General features: G+C 39.6%; 3 protein-coding genes. 2 read left to right on the forward strand and 1 reads right to left on the reverse strand.

Annotated features, from left to right (window positions below):
• Positions 1-34: 34 nt before the first annotated feature.
• Entirely contained in the window at positions 35-7,981 is a 7,947-nt protein-coding gene (locus tag NSTC731_RS26365; protein ID WP_445627530.1) for an SDR family NAD(P)-dependent oxidoreductase, read from the reverse strand.
• Positions 7,982-9,446: 1,465 nt separating this feature from the next.
• Between NSTC731_RS26365 and NSTC731_RS26370 the strand changes: the two genes are divergently transcribed.
• Together NSTC731_RS26370 and NSTC731_RS26375 are read left to right on the forward strand one after the other, a co-directional pair.
• Positions 9,447-10,283: a hypothetical protein gene (locus NSTC731_RS26370; RefSeq protein WP_445627531.1), complete on the forward strand. Its 837-nt coding sequence runs from the start codon at positions 9,447-9,449 to the stop codon at positions 10,281-10,283.
• Between the two features lie 210 nt (positions 10,284-10,493).
• Positions 10,494-18,443 (forward strand): non-ribosomal peptide synthetase, encoded by a 7,950-nt coding sequence (locus tag NSTC731_RS26375; protein WP_445627532.1) that lies wholly within the window; start codon positions 10,494-10,496, stop codon positions 18,441-18,443.

The following is an 18,443-nucleotide window of genomic DNA, read 5'->3' on the forward strand; positions in this document are numbered from 1 at the left end:
CCTCTTTCTCTGCGCCTCGGTGTGAGCTAAAAAATCAAGAATTACCCAAAAAAGCCTCCAAATCTGCAAGCTCTTGTAAAACTAAATCTTCATTAACCTCCTCCTCAATAGGAGCAACATTGATAGATTGATGAGAAGTATGTGAAGGGACGCTCCCTTGCTTCTCATGAACCTGCCAACCAAATACCTGTTCCACCAAATAATCAACTAATCTTCTAATATTGGGAAAATCAAAGATCAAAGAAGCAGGTAAAGCCACTTCCAATCCTTTTTCTAAGCGATTTTTCAATTCAATCGAAAGCAAAGAATCAATCCCCATTTCTAAAAATCCTTGTTCGGGGTCTGGCATCTGTTTATTTCCCAAAATTATCGCTACTTGTTTGCCAATATATTCAAACAAATGTTCCCGACGCTCTCCTGGGGGAATTTCTTCGAGAAGACTACGTGTAGAGGTTGACTGTGGAATTTCTTTGGCTGAAGTTGGGTATTCTCCTAATTTATCAAAAATTGGTTTATTGCCTTTAGATTGATAAATACTTTTGAATCGTGCCCAATCTACATCAGCTAGTAAAATTTGTGTTTTTCCAGATTCCATAATAGCATTCATGGCTGCAAAAGCTGTATCCAAGGCAATTTCTTTCATCCCAATTTGCTTTAGCCAATCTTCATAATCTTGAGAAACTATGCCATTTCCAGCTAATAATGCCCAATTCAAACTAGTAGCTGGTAATTCTTGAAGATGACGTAAATGAGCTAAAGCATCCATGAAATGACTAGCAGCATCGTATAAACCTTGCTCTTTAGCTCCCCAAATTGCACCTGCGCTAGAGAACAATACAAAGTAGTCTAATTGAGTTGCTAAAGATAACTGATGCAAATTCCAAGAACCGCGAACTTTAGCCTGAAAAACTTCTGCGATATCATCTAATGTACATTCGCTTAATTGAGCTTTGCGTCCTGACACTCCGGCAAGATGGAAAATACCCCGGAGCGGATAAGATGTTTTTTGGATGTTGGCAAATATACGCGACATCTGCTCAAAATCTCCCACATCTGCTTGACAAACTTCTACAGCTGCTCCCTTTTGTTCTAAAGTCTGGAGATTTTGAATTATTTCCCCAAATTCTGCTTGTGAATCCCACTCTGCTCGTGGTGGAAATTGACGGCGTGTAGTCAAAATCAGGTGTTTTGCACCCAAATCAACTAGATGACGAGCAAGTTGCAACCCTAGATGACCAATACCTCCTGTAATCAAATAGGTTGCTTGAGCTTGGATAGTAACTGGTTTTGTAGGTAGAGATTCCTCTGGGACTAGACGCGCAACGTAAGCTTGACCTTTGCGGAAGAGAAGCTGATCTTCACTGACATTTGTCAATCCTGAGAGTAAAGCGCCAAGATTTTGAGCAAGATCGGCGTGGGGATCTAGGTCGATCGCTCCCCCCCATAATTGTGGTTCTTCTAGCGCCATCACGCGCCCCAACGCCCAAAGCGGAGACTGAGTAAGAAAATATGGCTGCTCTAATCTAAAGGGTTGACCGCCTTGGGTAACGAGGAATAATTTGGGAGGATGAGGTATTTTTTTAATTGCTTGGAGAAGATTTAAAAGATGGTGACAGCGATTGAATAAAGTAGACTCATAGCGATCGCCCTCTCCAGCATTCACAAGATAAATAATTCCACGCAAAGATGTGTCTAGCTCAAAGCTATGTTTTGGATTAGCGATCGCACAATCACCAAAATCTTTTGTTAGTTGTTCTTGAATGGCTACAGCTAGATTATCGGCTTCATCAGGAAAAATTAGCCAATTACCCGAAATATCGCTAGTTTTCTCAGTATTTTGAGCAACAATGATACTTTGCTGAAATAAAGGACTGCCAATTTTTTCGTCGGGAGAAATAAATTCAGCTTGAGCAAAGCCAGATTCTAAGAGGATAGATTGCCAAGTAGATGCTGTAATGATGGGATGATCTGTGCGTAAATTGCGTAGCTTGCCGCCGTAGGCATCGCTAAAACGCCACCAACCTTGAGTCACACCAAATATCAAATCAATCCACCGCGACTGATGAGTAAGTTCTAGGAGTAACAGATGTCCTCCAGGACGCAGCAAACCTCGAATGTGGGGTAAGGTTTCTCCTTGTAAATCCCGCGTCGAATGCAATACATTTGCGGCAATAATCAAATCATAAGAACTGGGTGAAAAACCTTGAAGTTCGGGGTCTTTTTCTATGTCCAAAACCTTGTATTCTATGAAGGGAAATTGAGCAAAAGTATCTCTAGCAGTTTCTAAAAAGAATGGCGAGATATCAGTAAATGTGTAGGTAATTTGACGAGAAGTACAAGCTTTGAGAATTTGATGAGTAGTTGCTCCAGTTCCCGCACCAATTTCTAGAATTCGGATTGGTTCAACTTGAGAATAGTTGGCTAATAAAAGTTCAACAGTTCTAGAGATACTAAGGTTAAGAACTTCTGCCCAAGATGTATCTTTATAAAACTCTGTAGCTCCAATTTCTCCATTTTGAGAAAATAAGATGGATAAAGGAGAAATTTTCCCTGTAAGTATAGCTGCAAGATTGGCAGCAACGCGCCTAAACAGTGTTAATTCTACACGAGCATTTGGATACTGAACAATCAAATCATCTACTGTTAAATCAGGGCGGGATTGTCGCGGTTCGCGGATGATTTTCCAGTCAGAACCATGTTTTTCTAGAATGCCTGTTTCTGCCAATATCATTAAGCAACGATGCCATAGCAATCGATACTCTTCTTTAATACCAGCCTGATGTAAACTGTTTTCTGACGAGAGGATAGTATTGATTTGCCATAATTCCAAATCTTTTAACGCTTGCACAATAAAGTCTGCACTGAGTTCTTCCATCTGGGAAAAAGCTAGAGAAACTCCTGTAATTTGTGCGGATTTTATTTGTTCTCCAAAATAAGAGTCTAAATTAGTTTGAATTGTTTCTAAATTCTGTAATTTCTTGCCTGATAAAGCATAAGGCAACCATTCCAACTGGTAAAGTAAGTTCTCAAAATTAGAATTACCAGTGTCTTGATGATGTAGCTGAATTAGTTGTTGAACAATTGTTGATAAAGTTTGTTTTTCACCTTCAGAATAATTGCCAGTTTCTAGTAAAGTCTGCATCAAGCTTTTTGTATCTTTTTGAGACAGCATCTTGACAACAGCAGATTTTTCTGAAATTGGTACTTGAGTTTTTAACGGAATCCAATGTCGGCGTTGCTGGAAAGGATAAGTTGGTAAAGCACATCTTTTAGGTTGGTAATCTTTTTCCAGGGCAAACCAATCTATATCTGCACCACGCACATAAAGTTTACCTAGACTTTCTAAGAGAACTTCCCAATCAGCAAATCCTGAGCGTAAACTCGGTAATATCAGAGGGTTAGATAAAGATATTGATGATTGGATAATTCCCAATAAAACAGGTTGCGGCCCAATTTCAATAAAAGTATCACAACCTAAAGATTGCAGAGACAAAACTCCTTGATGAAATTGTACAGTGTGCAACAAATGCTGAATCCAATACTCAGGAGTAACAATGCTGTCGTCTGCGATTTCTCCTGTCAGATTAGAGACGATCGGAATTTGGGGTTTAGCAAAGTCAATTTCTCGTAGAGTCTTGTGAAATTCTTCGCATACAGGTGCTATTAATGGTGAGTGAAAAGCATGATAAACTTTGAGTTGGCGAACTTTAATTCCTTCGTTGGTAAAATGTTCGCAAAGGTGTTGAATGATTGTTTTTTCGCCGGAAATTACTGTATGTTGTTCGGCGTTGATTGCGGCGATCGCAATTTTTATCCCCTGACTCTGGCACACTTGCCGCACAGATTTTTCATCTAGGAAAACGGCAGCCATAGCTCCTTGTTCTGCGGGTAATTCACCAATTAAATTTGCTCGGTGTACGATTAGTTTTAAACCACTTTCAATATCAAAAACTCCTGCAAAACAAGCAGCAGCATATTCGCCTAAACTGTGTCCTAAAACTGCTGTAGGCTGAATGCCCCAAGAACGCCATAATTGAGCCAGTGCTACTTCAATAACAAATAAAGCTGGTTGGGTATAAAATGTACGATTTAAAGCTGCATCGGAATTAGCAAATATAACTTGCAGTAAAGATTTACCAGTGAGTTCTTGATATATCGTTTCACATTGGTCTAAAGTTCGCCGGAAAGTTGGTTGAGTTTGATAGAGTTGATCGGCCATTCCCGGATATTGAGAACCTTGTCCTGTAAACAAGAAGGCAATTTTGGGAGGACGCTTTTCATCAACTTGAGCGTGAATTACTGACTCTATATCTTGTTGTCCAAACTGCTGCAATTTAATGACAAAATCATCAATTTCAGAACCAGTCACCGCCAACCGATTTCGGAAGTGAACCCGGCTAGTATTGGCTGTGAATACGACATCACAGATATCGCTTTCGGGATGATTTTTAAGAAATTCTGCATAGCCTTTTGCTAAATCTACCAAAGCCTGTTCGGTTCTAGCAGAAAGTGTTAGTAAGTGGTGGGGACGTTTGATGTCATTGGGTTGGAGAGTAATGGCGGGAGCTTCTTCCAATACGATATGAGCATTTACGCCACCAATTCCTAAAGAGTTAACCCCAGCGCGTCGAGGCAATTCTTTGCCATCTTGTTGCTTTGCAGTCCAGGGGATGGCTGCGGTATTGACATAAAAAGGAGTCTTGGAAAAATCAATTTGGGGGTTGGGAGTATTGAAGTGTAGAGTTGGGGGAATAATTTGATGTTTGAGAGCCAAAGCAGCTTTGATGAGACCAACAATACCAGAAGCAATTTGCATATGTCCGATATTTGTCTTCACCGATCCCAAAGCACATTCTCCCTGGTTTGCAGTGCTATATGCTCTCGCCAAAGCATCTATTTCGATGGGATCGCCGAGTTTTGTACCTGTGCCATGAGCTTCTACAAAGCCAATAGTATCAGCCTCGACTCCGGCAAAGGCTAGTGCTTCGGCTGCTACTGAAGTCTGACCTTCTCCTGATGGAGCTGCAAATCCTAATTTTGTGCCACCATCGTTATTGATGGCAGACCCCTTAATCACAGCGTAGATGCGATCGCTATCTGCTAGAGCATCTGTTAATCTCTTGAGTAAAACTACCCCAACGCCACTGCCAAAAATCGTACCATTTGCTTGGGCATCAAAGGCGCGACAATGCCCATCTGGAGATACAATCAAACCTTCTTGATACAAATAACCGATTTTTTGGGGAGAGTTAACAGAAACAGCTCCAGCCAAAGCCATGTCACTTTCACCATTCAGCAAACTTTGACAAGCCAGATGCACAACTACTAGTCCGGTGGAACAGGCTGTTTGGACGTTGACACTAGGGCCGCGCAGATTTAATTTATAAGAAATCCGCGTCGTCAAATAGTCTTTGTCGTTAGCCACCATTGTTTGGAACCCTCCCATCGAATCTAATGTGAAGGGTTGTAATTCGTCATTGCTATCTAATTGACCGCGATTTGGATAGCAATTATTGATAAAGTAGGTGTTCATGCTTGCTCCAGCAAACATCCCGATCGCTCCCTGATATGAGATCGGATTGTAACCGGCGTTTTCTAAACACTCCCAGCTAGATTGGAGCAGTAAACGTTGCTGTGGGTCGAGCAATTCTGCTTCTCTATCTGTGTATCCAAAGAAGTCGCTATCAAAACACTCTGCTTTGTCAAGAATTGGTCTGGCTTTGACATAGTTAGGCTGCTGGAAAAGTTCAGGAGAAACTCCCGACTCTAGTAATTCTTCTTCTGAAAAGAAAGATATTGTTTCGACACCGTTTTTGAGATTTTCCCAGAAACTATCAATGTTATTAGCTCCAGGAAATCGGCCTGCCATACCAATAATGGCAATATCATGAGTTTCATGATGACGCGAACGGTTTTCGGCACGCTTGCGACTTGTTTCTGCTATAGCTGTTGTGGAATTAGATTCTTCAGTTAAGAAATGAGCTAATGTAGCAACTGTAGAATTTTTAAACATTTCCGCTATGGGCAACTGGCGACCAAAAAGTTTTTCTAATTGATTTTGGACGCGAATTAAGTGTAGAGAATGTCCTCCCAATTCAAAGAAGTTATCGTGTAAACCGACTGACGAAAGTTGCAAAACTTCACACCAAACTGCTGCGATTTGGCGTTCATTTTCAGACTGTGGTAAGCTGGGGTTGTTTTGGCGATCGCTAGCTAAAGATTCATTGATTGCTTGGATGCGATCGCTAAATAATCCCTGTTCAAAATCTTTTTTTAATTTAGCTTTTTGAACTTTACCAATAGATGTTTTCGGAACTAACTCAGCCTCCAAGGGGATGACATAAGCAGGCGCAATTCCTACTTTCTGCGTTAAATGACTGCGAATTTGTCTGACTAATTTTACCGAATGCTCAAGATTATTTGATTCTGGACTAAAAGTAATAACTAATAAATCTGTTTCTCTATTTTGGTCGAAAACTGCAAAAGCAGCCGTATATGAAATAGCTACACCATCTAATTCTTCTATCGTTGTTTCAATTTCATGGGCAAAATAGTTAATGCCGTTAATAATAATTTCTTGTTTTTCTCTCCCAGTAATAACTAATTCACCATTGTGCAGATAACCTAAATCCCCCGTAGTAAACCAACCCCCATCTTGAAAAACTTCTTGGTTTAATTCGGGGTTATTATAATATCCTTCAGTCACAGAAGGGCCTTTCATCTGAAGTCGTCCAATTTCACCTTCTGGTAAAACGTTTTTTTCTTGGTCAATAATCCGAATAGTAGCTCCCGGAATCGGCTGTCCTAGAGATACAAAACTATTCTCTTCTATCAGTTCATCTTTGCTTAAACCTGCTGACCAAGTAATTCCAGAACACGATTCAGTCATCCCGAATGCTGGTTTAATTACTCTATCCCGCAATTGATGTTTTTCTAGAAGTTCTAAAAACAAGCGAATAGTTTTGACCGAAACTTGCTCTCCTGCATTAACTAAAAATTTGATTGAGGAGAGATCGTAGCAAGACTGATTAAGTTCTTGGGCGTGCTGATTAATTAAGGAGAATGCAAAGTTAGGGGCCCAAGAGATAGTCGCTTGATGCTTTTGAATCAAGTCTAACCATTTGAGTGGTTGACGCAGAATCAATTCAATTGGTACATGGATTTGATGACAAGCCAAATCCACAGCCATAATTCCTAAGAATACTATCGCCCCCACATGGTCTAAGGGCATCCAATTTAGCGTAACTTCTTGTTGTGTAAAATTATTCATCCGCACTGTACCGGCGGACATAGATAAAAGGTTGCGATGATGTAACATCACACCTTTGGGTAGACCTGTACTACCAGAAGTAAATAGTAACAACGCCGGATCTAGTGGTGCAAGATTGGGTAATTCATCAGCCGACTGTTGGTTTGATAGAGATTGATGACTTCGTAAATCATCTATCGATACTACTCGCAATTCCTTTAGATGAGATTGAGTAGTTAATTTTTCTATCTCGCTAATTAATTCACAATCGGATAAGATAATCGGTTTATCTAAAATCTGCCAGACATTCTCAAGTTTTTTAACTGCGGCATTTTTTATATCATAATTGGGAGCAATGCTCAGAGGTGCAGGAATAATTCCGCCTAAAAAACAAGCCCAAAGTGCGGGAATAAAATCTTGACTTCTACCAATTTGCAATATAACTTTGTCCCCTAATTTCAGTCCGCGCTGATAAAGCCCATCTAAAATACTGAGAGCGTCGTTATATAAATCTTTATAAGTCTGAAAATATTCTGTTTCGTCATTTTTAATGTATGTGATTCCTTGCTCATACTTGGCAGCATCAATCAATACTTCCGAGAGAGTCCGCCAGTTATCTTCTAATTGCCCACCAAAACTAATGGAATTTCTCAAGATTTTTTCTTGCTCAGGTTTCTGATGCGATTGTTCATGCAAATTAGTGTCGATGAGCTTCTTAATTTGTGGGTGCATATACTTTAACTTTGGCAAGTGTTGATTAGGTAATTACTTGACTCAAGATTTTTGTTTTAATGTTTTATATACTGAATTTTTATTTTGTCAATTTAAACTTTCGTTATTTAAGCTAGATTTGGTCTATTAAAGTCTTCTTTTTTGAGGTAGTTTTTGATTAAGTAAAATTATAATATTTATTTTAGTTATGTTGCCAAAATTTGTTACAGCGAAATAAAATTCTGCATAACTTAAAACAACCTTCCATTTGTCTAATGCTCATTACTAAGTCTATATTATTACTGATAAAATCAACCGTTTGCTATAAAAAAAAATTGTAACTTTTACTATTAAATTTTTTATAGATTTTTCTAAACAGTTTTACTTCTTGTTTTCACAACTTATGTAGTCCCATTCGTGAGAGGTTAAGGTCAGATCCAATTTGTCAATAAGCAATCGTACTTAATATCTTGCCAAAATTGGGGTTGAGAACGGAATTTTTAGGCAGGCATTGCATAATCTCGATCCGTATCATTCATTGTCGCGCTCAAAATTAAGTACAATAGTTCACTTAATACTTCTGCTTTCCCCAAATTTTCAGCATAATTTCTGATTGACAAAAGTAATATTATTTTAACCTCTCACCGATGATGTAAGTCTGACATTCATTACAACTTATGTATAATTGGAGATTTTTTGATATTTAAATTCAAATATCATCTCACTACTAAGATAAATATGCAATACCAAATCAATATATTTTTCCTTAACTGTCTTAACTGTCTTAACTGTCTTAACTGTCTTAACTGTCTTAACTGGTTAACAATTGAGATTTTTTATTAAACGCAATTATCGCAGTGAAAATTGCTGTTATATTAAACTTAGCTTGAGTTAAAGAATGGTCAAACTAAAAAGTAAAAACAACATAACTATATATCCCACAGCGATCGCTAGCTATTTAATTAACCTGAATTTAGTAGCTATGTAAGCTTTAGTAGATAGAGGATACAAAAATTTGCGATCGCTCCCTACTCAAAAAAAGTTTACAAAGAAGTTAACTGTATACAATTCTTATTGATACAAGCATTTTGGCTCTGAGTTGAATCCTAGCGTGAAAAATAGATGAAATTTTTTCCGAATTACTTATTGTTTCCCAAACGCTTATGGTGTAAATTTAAGCTTTATGGTTCTAGTACTTACCACTAGTTACTCAATCACAATAGTTGATTAAGAATTTAATTAAATAATCAGGCAAGCTACTCGATCAAAGAATAATGAGGACAATTTTTGCGATTGTTCTAAATATTTTTATGTTTTTTAGCAATCAAATGGTTATATACGCCAAATTAGAGTTAAATTTTGCATTAAACTTTTAAGATTTAATAAAGCAGTTGAAATCGCAAATTTTTTGGAAAACATTTTTCATAAAAATCATATCAAAAATTAAATCATTAATTTTTTTCATTTCCTTAATTGGAGTAAAGCAATGATACCTTCTATATTCAAACTCAAAATTGATATTCTCAATGAGCCATATAATTCAGTTACAAACAATAACCAAGTAATACCCACCCTCTCGTATAAGGCAATTCAAAAATCTGTTAAACTTCTTCAGTCTTGGGGAAATTACTTACTTCCAATCTACAACGTTTCTGAAGCTGATATCGCTGACATCATGCCTCTATTACTATTCGTTGAGTCCATAATCTATCAGATTGATGAAGATAACGAAATTCATGAAGATATTAATAAAAACGTTTCAGTGTTGCGAAACGTATTAACCCAGCTAAACTTATTTGATGACGCATTAGAAACTCGGCTTCAACAAGGATTAACATACTACAGCTTGGAAACGCAGTTTTGTTCTGGAAAGATACCTACACAAGCAGACATTGACTCCGTATGTATAGGTAAAGCTTTTGATTATTATATTTTAACTCGGCTATTTTTTAAGTTAACTAGTCAATCTGATGAAGAAATGTTAGGAATCTACCGCATCGCAGAGCAAATTGCAGAAATTGGATGTGACTTAAAATCATACAAAGAAGATATAGAACGTAATGTGATGAATATCTATCGAATGTTTGTTCGCCTTTACGGTTCAGAAGCACCTCAACAGTTGCAGCAATATCTGGAAAAATTGAATTCACAATTGCAAGATCAACTCAAATTACTCGAACAAACTCGACCAGATATGGCTAGAAAGTTTATTAGGCTCTGGAATAATATATTTCCTGAAGATTGCCCGATACCTGAAATTCCTGCTCCAATTTTGGAAGAAGGTAATTTAGTTGCAGGCTCAATTGCTGCTTACACAACTTAAAACTTTAAATTGTAGGGTGCGTTATCGCAACGCTTAACGCACCGAGAAAAATGGTGCGTTACGGCTAGTCTTAAACTCCCAAATCTTTGCATAGCCCTAACACAACGGCAATAAAGCGGGAGGAACATCCACGCCGCTTTTTGCCTCCCCTACTTAATATTTACTTGATAAATAGGCTCTAAATGTGCAACACAATTCACGGAGATTTGTATGGAAGTAGCAGAATCACATCTTGTTGCATTAGATTACCAAATTCGACAACTTCGAGAAATCCAGCCAGTCACACCTTTATTTAACAGTGTAAATCAGGATCGAATAGAGCATAAAGAAAAATTAATTAATATTATATCTGTAAATATACGTGATAGTATATATCGTTTGACTGCTAATTCTCCTGTTAATAAACTTGCTTTATATCTATCAGCTATTAAATTTTTAATATTTAAATATACTGCTCAAGAAGAGTTTGTTGTGGCAACGGGAGCTTTAAATCTACACAAGTCTGATAGCCTAATATTCTCCCGATTCTCTGGTCAAAAACTCACATCATTTAAGGATTTATTAAAAACAATCCGCAGTGAGCTACAAGAAGGATATCGCTACCAAAGCTATGATATTGATGCTTTTCTCGAAACATTTCTTGCTAGAGGCGGAAATCCAGCAGCAATTTTTGATGTTGCTTTGATCCAAGAGGGATTGTGCAGTCGCAGTTCTTTATTAAATAACTTTCAATTAGTCTTTGAAATTGATGAACGAGATACTGCTGTTTCTGTAACTTTTGCCAAAGATGCTTTCAGTGGAGATTTTATTCAGAGAATGCTGGGACATTTTCTGCAAATCTTGGAAACTGTTACGGCTAATCCTGATTGTGAATTGTCAGAAATTGACATATTAACAACACAAGAGCGTCATCAATTACTGAGAAAATGGAATAATACAGAAATTCAATATCCCCAAAAATGCATTCATCAACTATTTGAAGAGCAAGTAGAGCGGAATCCCGATGCAGTAGCGGTAGTATTTGAAAATCAGCAATTGACCTATCGACAGTTAAATGAGCAAGCTAATCAGTTAGCACACTACTTGCAAACACTAGGCGTAAAACCAGAGGTACTGGTAGGTATTTGCATAGAGCGTTCCCTAGAAATGGTAGTGGGACTGTTGGGAATTTTAAAAGCGGGGGGAGCTTATGTGCCATTAGACCCCAGCTATCCAGCAGAACGTCTGGCTTACACGCTTCAAGATGCAGCAGTACCAGTGTTGCTCGTTCAGAAGTCGCTGTTAGCATCAATACCAAAAAATCAAGCAACAGTGGTGTGTTTAGACACAGATTGGCAAGTAATTAATTCTTGCAGTCGGGAGAATCTAGTTAGTAATATCCAGCCAAATAACTTGGCTTATGTGATTTATACTTCTGGGTCTACAGGAAAACCCAAGGGTGTGTTAGTTAATCACCAAAATGTGACTCGTTTATTTGCAGCCACTCAGTCTTGGTATCACTTTTGTGCAAGTGATGTGTTTACACTATTCCACTCAATTGCTTTCGATTTTTCCGTTTGGGAACTCTGGGGTGCATTGCTGTATGGTGGACGTTTGGCGATCGTACCCTATTGGGTAAGCCGCGATTCCTCAGCTTTTCACACCTTGCTGCGCCAAGAGCAAGTCACGGTTCTTAACCAAACGCCATCTGCTTTTCGCCAACTGATCCGAGTGGAAGAACTGGCGGAAAATCAAGAATCGAAACTGAGCTTACGTCTAGTCATCTTCGGCGGCGAAGCTCTAGAGCCGCAAAGTTTGAAACCCTGGTTTGAGCGATATGGCGATGCCTGCGGCGGGCTTTGCCAACGCTCTCCCCAATTAGTAAATATGTACGGGATCACAGAAACAACCGTCCATGTTACCTATCGACCGCTAACAATAGCAGATGTTAACAATAGCAAGAGCCTGATTGGTTCCCCGATTCCCGATTTGCAATTGTACATCCTGGATGAACAGCTAAAACCTGTACCTATCGGCATCGGGGGTGAGATGTATGTTGGTGGTGCTGGGTTGGCTCGCGGCTATCTAAATCGTCCAGAACTGACAGCAGAGCGGTTCATTACTAATCCGTTTAGCGACGAACCAGAAGCAAGGTTATACAAAACTGGCGACCTAGCCCGCTATTTAGAAAATGGAGACATTGAGTATCTTGACCGCATCGATAATCAAGTTAAGATTCGCGGTTTCCGCATCGAATTGGGAGAAATTGAAGCCGCACTGCTAAAACATCCAGAGGTGCGGGAGGCGGTGGTAATAGCCCGAACTGACCAACCAGGAGACAAGCGCTTAGTAGCTTATATAGTTGCCAAATCTTCAAATCAAGCATTTGAGAACCAATCCCATAGCGAACAAATATCACAATGGCAACAGGTATTTAACGATACTTATCGTCAAAATGCTCCCACTCAAGACTCAACCTTCAATATTATCGGCTGGAACGACAGCTACACAGGTCTACCCATTCCTCAAGAACAAATGGGTCAATGGTTGGACTCTACAGTTGAGCGGATTCTGGCTTTGCAGCCTAAGCGAGTGCTGGAAATTGGCAGCGGTACGGGGATGCTGCTGTTTAGAATTGCTCCCCAATGCTTGCGTTACTGTGGCACTGACATTTCCGACAATGCTATCCGTTATGTGGAGATGGAAATGCACAAAGGTGGCAGCGATTGGTCACATGTGCAGTTAATCAACAAACCAGCTGATGACTTTGAGGGTTTTGAAGCCAACACATTTGATACAGTTATCCTCAACTCAGTTGTGCAGTATTTCCCCAGCATTGATTATCTGGTAAATGTCTTGGAAGGTGCAGTGAAGATGGTAGCACCAGGGGGCTTTATCTTTGTCGGGGATGTGCGTAGTCTACCCTTACTGTCAGCCTTCCATGCCGATGTCATGCTGTACCAGACATCCCAGGAGCTACCGACAGAAGATTGGTGGCAGCGCGTACAAAAAAATCTCCAAGAAGACCAAGAACTAGTAATTGACCCGGCCTTCTTTAATGCTCTTGTGCAGCATCTACCGCAAATCAGCCGAGTGCAAATTCAGCTCAAACGAGGTCGCGATCGCAATGAGCTGACACGGTTCCGCTATGATGTGATTCTCTGTGTAGGAGACAGGGTTTCTGCCTCAATCGAGCCTCAGTGTTGGGACTGGCAGCAAGATGAACTGACATTGCCCTCGCTTCGCCAACTTTTACTAGAGACACCAGAGATTGCGATCGTCAAAAACGTTCCTAATGCACGTGTTTGGAAACAAGTCAAGCTCTTAGAACTACTGGCAAAAGATGAAAAACCAGCCACAGTCGGCGGTCTAGTTCAAGATTTAGAAGCTCTCACCCAGCAAGAAGGCATAGAACCTGAAGACTTTTGGAGCTTGAGCGATGAGTTACTTTATACCATCGACATTAGCTGGTCGGATACGGGGACGAATGATTGTTATGATGTTGTGTTTAGCAGGCGATCGCCAGGGCTAATATCTCATGGAATACTACCTCTACTTAGGGAAACGCCTCAATTAAAACCCTGGAGTCACTATGCTAATAATCCTTTGCAGGGTAAATTAACTCGCCAGCTAGTCCCACGGCTACGCAGTTTCCTCAAACAGTCTCTTCCCGACTATATGATTCCCTCCGCCTTTGTAACGCTGGAGGCACTACCGCTAACATCCAACGGCAAAGTTGACCGCCGCGCTCTCCCAGCACCCCAGACAACTAGAGCAGACTTGGAAAAAGCTTTTGTTGCCCCTCGGACTTTAGAAGAACAGGTACTAGCCGACATTTGGGCTGAGATTCTCGGTCTGGAACGAGTTGGTATTCATGACAACTTCTTTGCTTTAGGCGGCGATTCCATCCGCAGTATTCAAGTTTTAGCCCTAGCTAAAGAAAGAGGTTTGCACTTCTCAGTTCAACAGATGTTTTTACATCAGACGATTTACGAACTGACGCAAAACCTCGCCACAGCGGAGATTGGTAATAGAATCACAGAAAAAGTCCAGCCGTTAGCTCTCATCTGCGAACAAGACCGCCTCAAGTTACCTGACAATATAGAAGATGCTTATCCTCTTGCCAGACTTCAGATGGGGATGTTGTTTCACAGCGAGTACAGTCCTGGTTCTGCTGTCTATCACAACGTCAACAGTTTTCATCTGCGAGTTGTTTTCGACGAATCAAAATGGCGAATAGCTGTACAAGAACTTGTTGCTAATCATTCTGTACTGCGGACTTTTTTCGATGTCAGCAACTTCAGCGAACCGTTGCAGTTAGTTAGGCGCATAGTTCGTGTTCCCTTGGTAGTAGAGGATCTGCGCCATTTATCTGTCGCTGACCAAGAAAGTATTTTGGATGCTTGGTTTGTAGCCGAAAGAAAACAAAATTTTCGTTTAGATAGTCCTCCTCTATTACGCTTTCATATCCATCGCCGCAGCGATGAGACATTTCAGCTAACTTTGATCGAACACCACGCTATTCTCGACGGATGGAGTGTAGGCTTACTATTCACTGAGTTACTGCAAAGATATTTATCCTTCTTAAGTGAAGAAATTCTACCTCTCAATCCATCACCTGCGTTGGCACAGCCCGCCGTAGGCATCGGATTTCGAGACTTTATTGCTTTAGAACAAAAAGCCCTCAATTCCCAAGAGTGCCGACAACATTGGTTGGAAAAACTTAACGGTATTACTATTACAAAGCTGCCTCGTTGGCCTCAATCCTATCACTCACATGAACCTGAATTAGGTACATTAGGTACTCAGGAAATAACCCTATCTCTAACAGTTTCTCAAGGTTTAAAACAGGTAGCAAATAAGGCAGGAGTTACCCTCAAAAGCGTACTTTTAGCGGCACACATGAAAGTGTTAAGTGTGCTTTTTAATCAGTCCGATGTCTTAACAGGTATGGTATCTAATGGTAGACCAGAGGAAGCTGATGGAGAGCGAGTACTGGGACTTTTTCTAAATACTTTGCCATTGCGTTTACAACTCTTGGGAGGTACTTGGATAGACTTGATGCAAGAGACATTCAAGGCTGAACGAGAATCCCTACCTTTCCGACGATATCCCCTAGCTGATTTGCAGTGGAATTTGGGCGGTCAGCCTTTATTTGAAACATCGTTTAACTTTACCCATTTTCACGTTTACCAGAGTATCTTAGGGCTGCCAGGTCTACAGGTATTAGATAGCAAATTTCTGGGAAAAACAAACTTTACTTTGGGAGTCCACTTTAGTTTGGATCTCGTCTCGTCCCAAATACACTTAACTCTAAAATACAATGCCAGCGAATTGTGTCAAGAACAGGCGATCGCCATTGGCAATTATTACACTAGCACCCTGGCGGCAATAGCTAGTGACCCTTCACAACGCTATGAATCTTTCACTTTACATCTTCTAGAACCAGACAAAACTGCAATATCTCATGCTCAACAAAGCCAGTCAATACAACAAATTGAGTTGAATACTGATGCAGTGTGGTCAAGCAATATTTTGCCAAATGAAAAACATAAAAAACATCTAGATTATTGGCGACAGCAACTTAACGATGGGCAACTACCCCGCGTTCACTTACCTACAGATTTCCATCGTCCGCCTACAAAAACATTCAATGTTTCTCGTTTAAACTGGACATTTCAACCAGAAATTATCTCTGGTTTACGAACGATTTGTAATCAAACAGAAACTACTTTATTTATGGGGCTTGTGGCGGCAGTAAAAGTATTACTTTATCGCTACAGCGGTCAGCACGATATTGCTATTGGCACAGAGATTACCACTCGCAATAATTATCAACTTGCATCTTCCAGCCAATTTTTGAATACAGTTGTTATCCGTGATGAAATAGAACCAGATCGAGGATATCAAAATCTGCTAATTAAAGTTCGTCAAACTGTTACCGAGGCATTGGAACATTCTGCTTATCCATTTGATATTTTGGTAAAAGAACTGGCAAATTCCAGTGAAATTAACCGCACACCATTGTTCGATGTGTTGGTACTTCTGCAAAACATTAGTCAACCTGTAGAAGAAATACAGATAAAATCTCTAGGTTCGCTAGACGATCTAAACAAATTTGACCTCTCTTTTGTTTTTATTGAGCAGAACAACGAACTCAGTTTAGCTCTAATTTACAATACAGATATATTCCAAGCTGAGAGAATACAACAAGCTCTGAGACATTTGGATAAACTACTTATAGAAATGATAGTAAATCCCAGCCAACCAGTTTGTAAAATTCCTCTTTTGTCAGCCGCAGAAACAGCTTTTATCGAAAGCTTTACCAAACCAATTCCGCGCTTAGAAACACGCACAGTCATCCATGATTTTATCGACCAAATAAAAGCACTACCAGATAAAACATCAATTATTTATCCGGGTGGAGAATTTAGTTATCTAGAATTAGATATACTCACTAACTCTTGGGCTAACATCTTTAAAGATTTAGGCATTCAAAAGGATATTATTTGTGGCGTAATGCTTGAAGGAGATTACCGTCAAGTATTAGCAATGCTAGCAGTATTTAAAGCTGGGGGAATTTATTTACCTCTGCGTTTGGATGAACCAGAAGAACGTTCTTTACGCATGATGCTTAAAACATCCCCCGCCATTATAGTGGTAGATCGCAAAAATTTAGATAGTGTCAAACCTCAACTGGCAGTATTACCAAAACCACCTCATATATTGGTAGCAACTGCCCATGAAATTCAGCAATACTATCAGTGGAATGGCACAATTTATCAATGCTTGCCTGTAGTAGCAAGTAATGATGAAAAAGCTCTAATTATGCCTGAAGCTGATGATTCTAACTATATTATGTTTACTTCCGGGTCAACAGGTGAACCCAAAGCCATACTTGGTAGTCATGGCAGTTTGCGTCACTTTATCAACTGGGAAAAACTAGAATTTGGGATTAATCAAAACTGGCGCTGTCTGCAAATTGCAAAAATTAACTTTGATGCTTATCTTAGAGAAACTCTCGTCACTTTATGTTCTGGAGGTACTCTCTACATTCCAGATAGCACAGACCGCGAAGATTCGGAGGGTTTGTTATTAAGGTTGGGAGAGTGGCAGATTAACTTACTGCACACCGTACCTTCGGTAATGCGCGTATTTTTAAATATCGGTCGCAATTTAGTTAATGCTAACCAGTTACTAAAAAACTTACGAGTTTTGGTGTTGGGAGGAGAACCTTTATTTACCAAAGAACTGTGTGAATGGCATCAAGTTTTTGGTTCTCAAACAGAATTTGTGAATATTTATGGAGCTAGTGAAACAACTTTTGTCAAACATTTTTATCGGATTCCCGACCCGAATAGAATTACTTATGCACGAGTTCCTGGAGGTAAAACATTACCAGAGGCGGCGTTTGCAGTCATTGATGAAACTCGTCCCTGTGCTGTCGGAGAAGTGGGAGAAATTTTTGTCAAGTCGCCTTATTTAACAAAAGGCTATTACCAAGATGAAAGTTTAACCAATTCTGTTTTTGTACCCAACCCTTTGAATAACGGCGCTGATATAGTTTATCGTACAGGAGACTTGGGACGACTGCTACCCGATTTGACGGTGGAGGTGATAGGACGCAGCGATAACCAAGTGAAGTTGAATGGAGTACGGATTGAGTTGGGAGAAATTGAAGATGCACTGGCTGCTATTGATGGTGTAGAAAAAGTACTGGTAATTGCTGAGAAAAAAGAAGAATCGGTGATAGTTATTGCATATTATCAAGCAAAAAACGCTGTAAATCATCAACATATTAGCAGCCAATTAAAACAAGTTTTGCCGATTTATATGCAGCCAACTTATTTGATGCAGTTGGCCGAGTTTCCATTATTGCCAAATGGCAAAATCAATCGTCTAGCACTACCAAAAGTAGAAGCAAATATTGTTCAAAACAATCATCAAATTACTAACTTTAATCCACAAGAGGCTTTATTAGCTTCAATTTGGAGTGAATTATTAGAGGTAGAGGTGAGTGACGCGAATCAGTCATTTTTTGAATTAGGAGGAAATAGTTTAAAAGCAATGCGTTTAGTGTCGCATATCCGCAATCGCTTTGGAGTTGCACTGCGATTACGAGAAATTTTTACTCAAAATACTTTAAAAGCTCAAGCTGATTTGATTCAATCACGACAATAA

It is taken from the genome of Nostoc sp. DSM 114167, from assembly GCF_052692655.1.

Coding starts and splice junctions, on each gene's coding strand:
- NSTC731_RS26365 (WP_445627530.1), bottom strand. CDS start 7,981: ATGCACCCACAAATTAAGAAGCTCATCGACACTAATTTGCATGAACAA.
- NSTC731_RS26375 (WP_445627532.1), top strand. CDS start 10,494: ATGGAAGTAGCAGAATCACATCTTGTTGCATTAGATTACCAAATTCGA.
- NSTC731_RS26370 (WP_445627531.1), top strand. CDS start 9,447: ATGATACCTTCTATATTCAAACTCAAAATTGATATTCTCAATGAGCCA.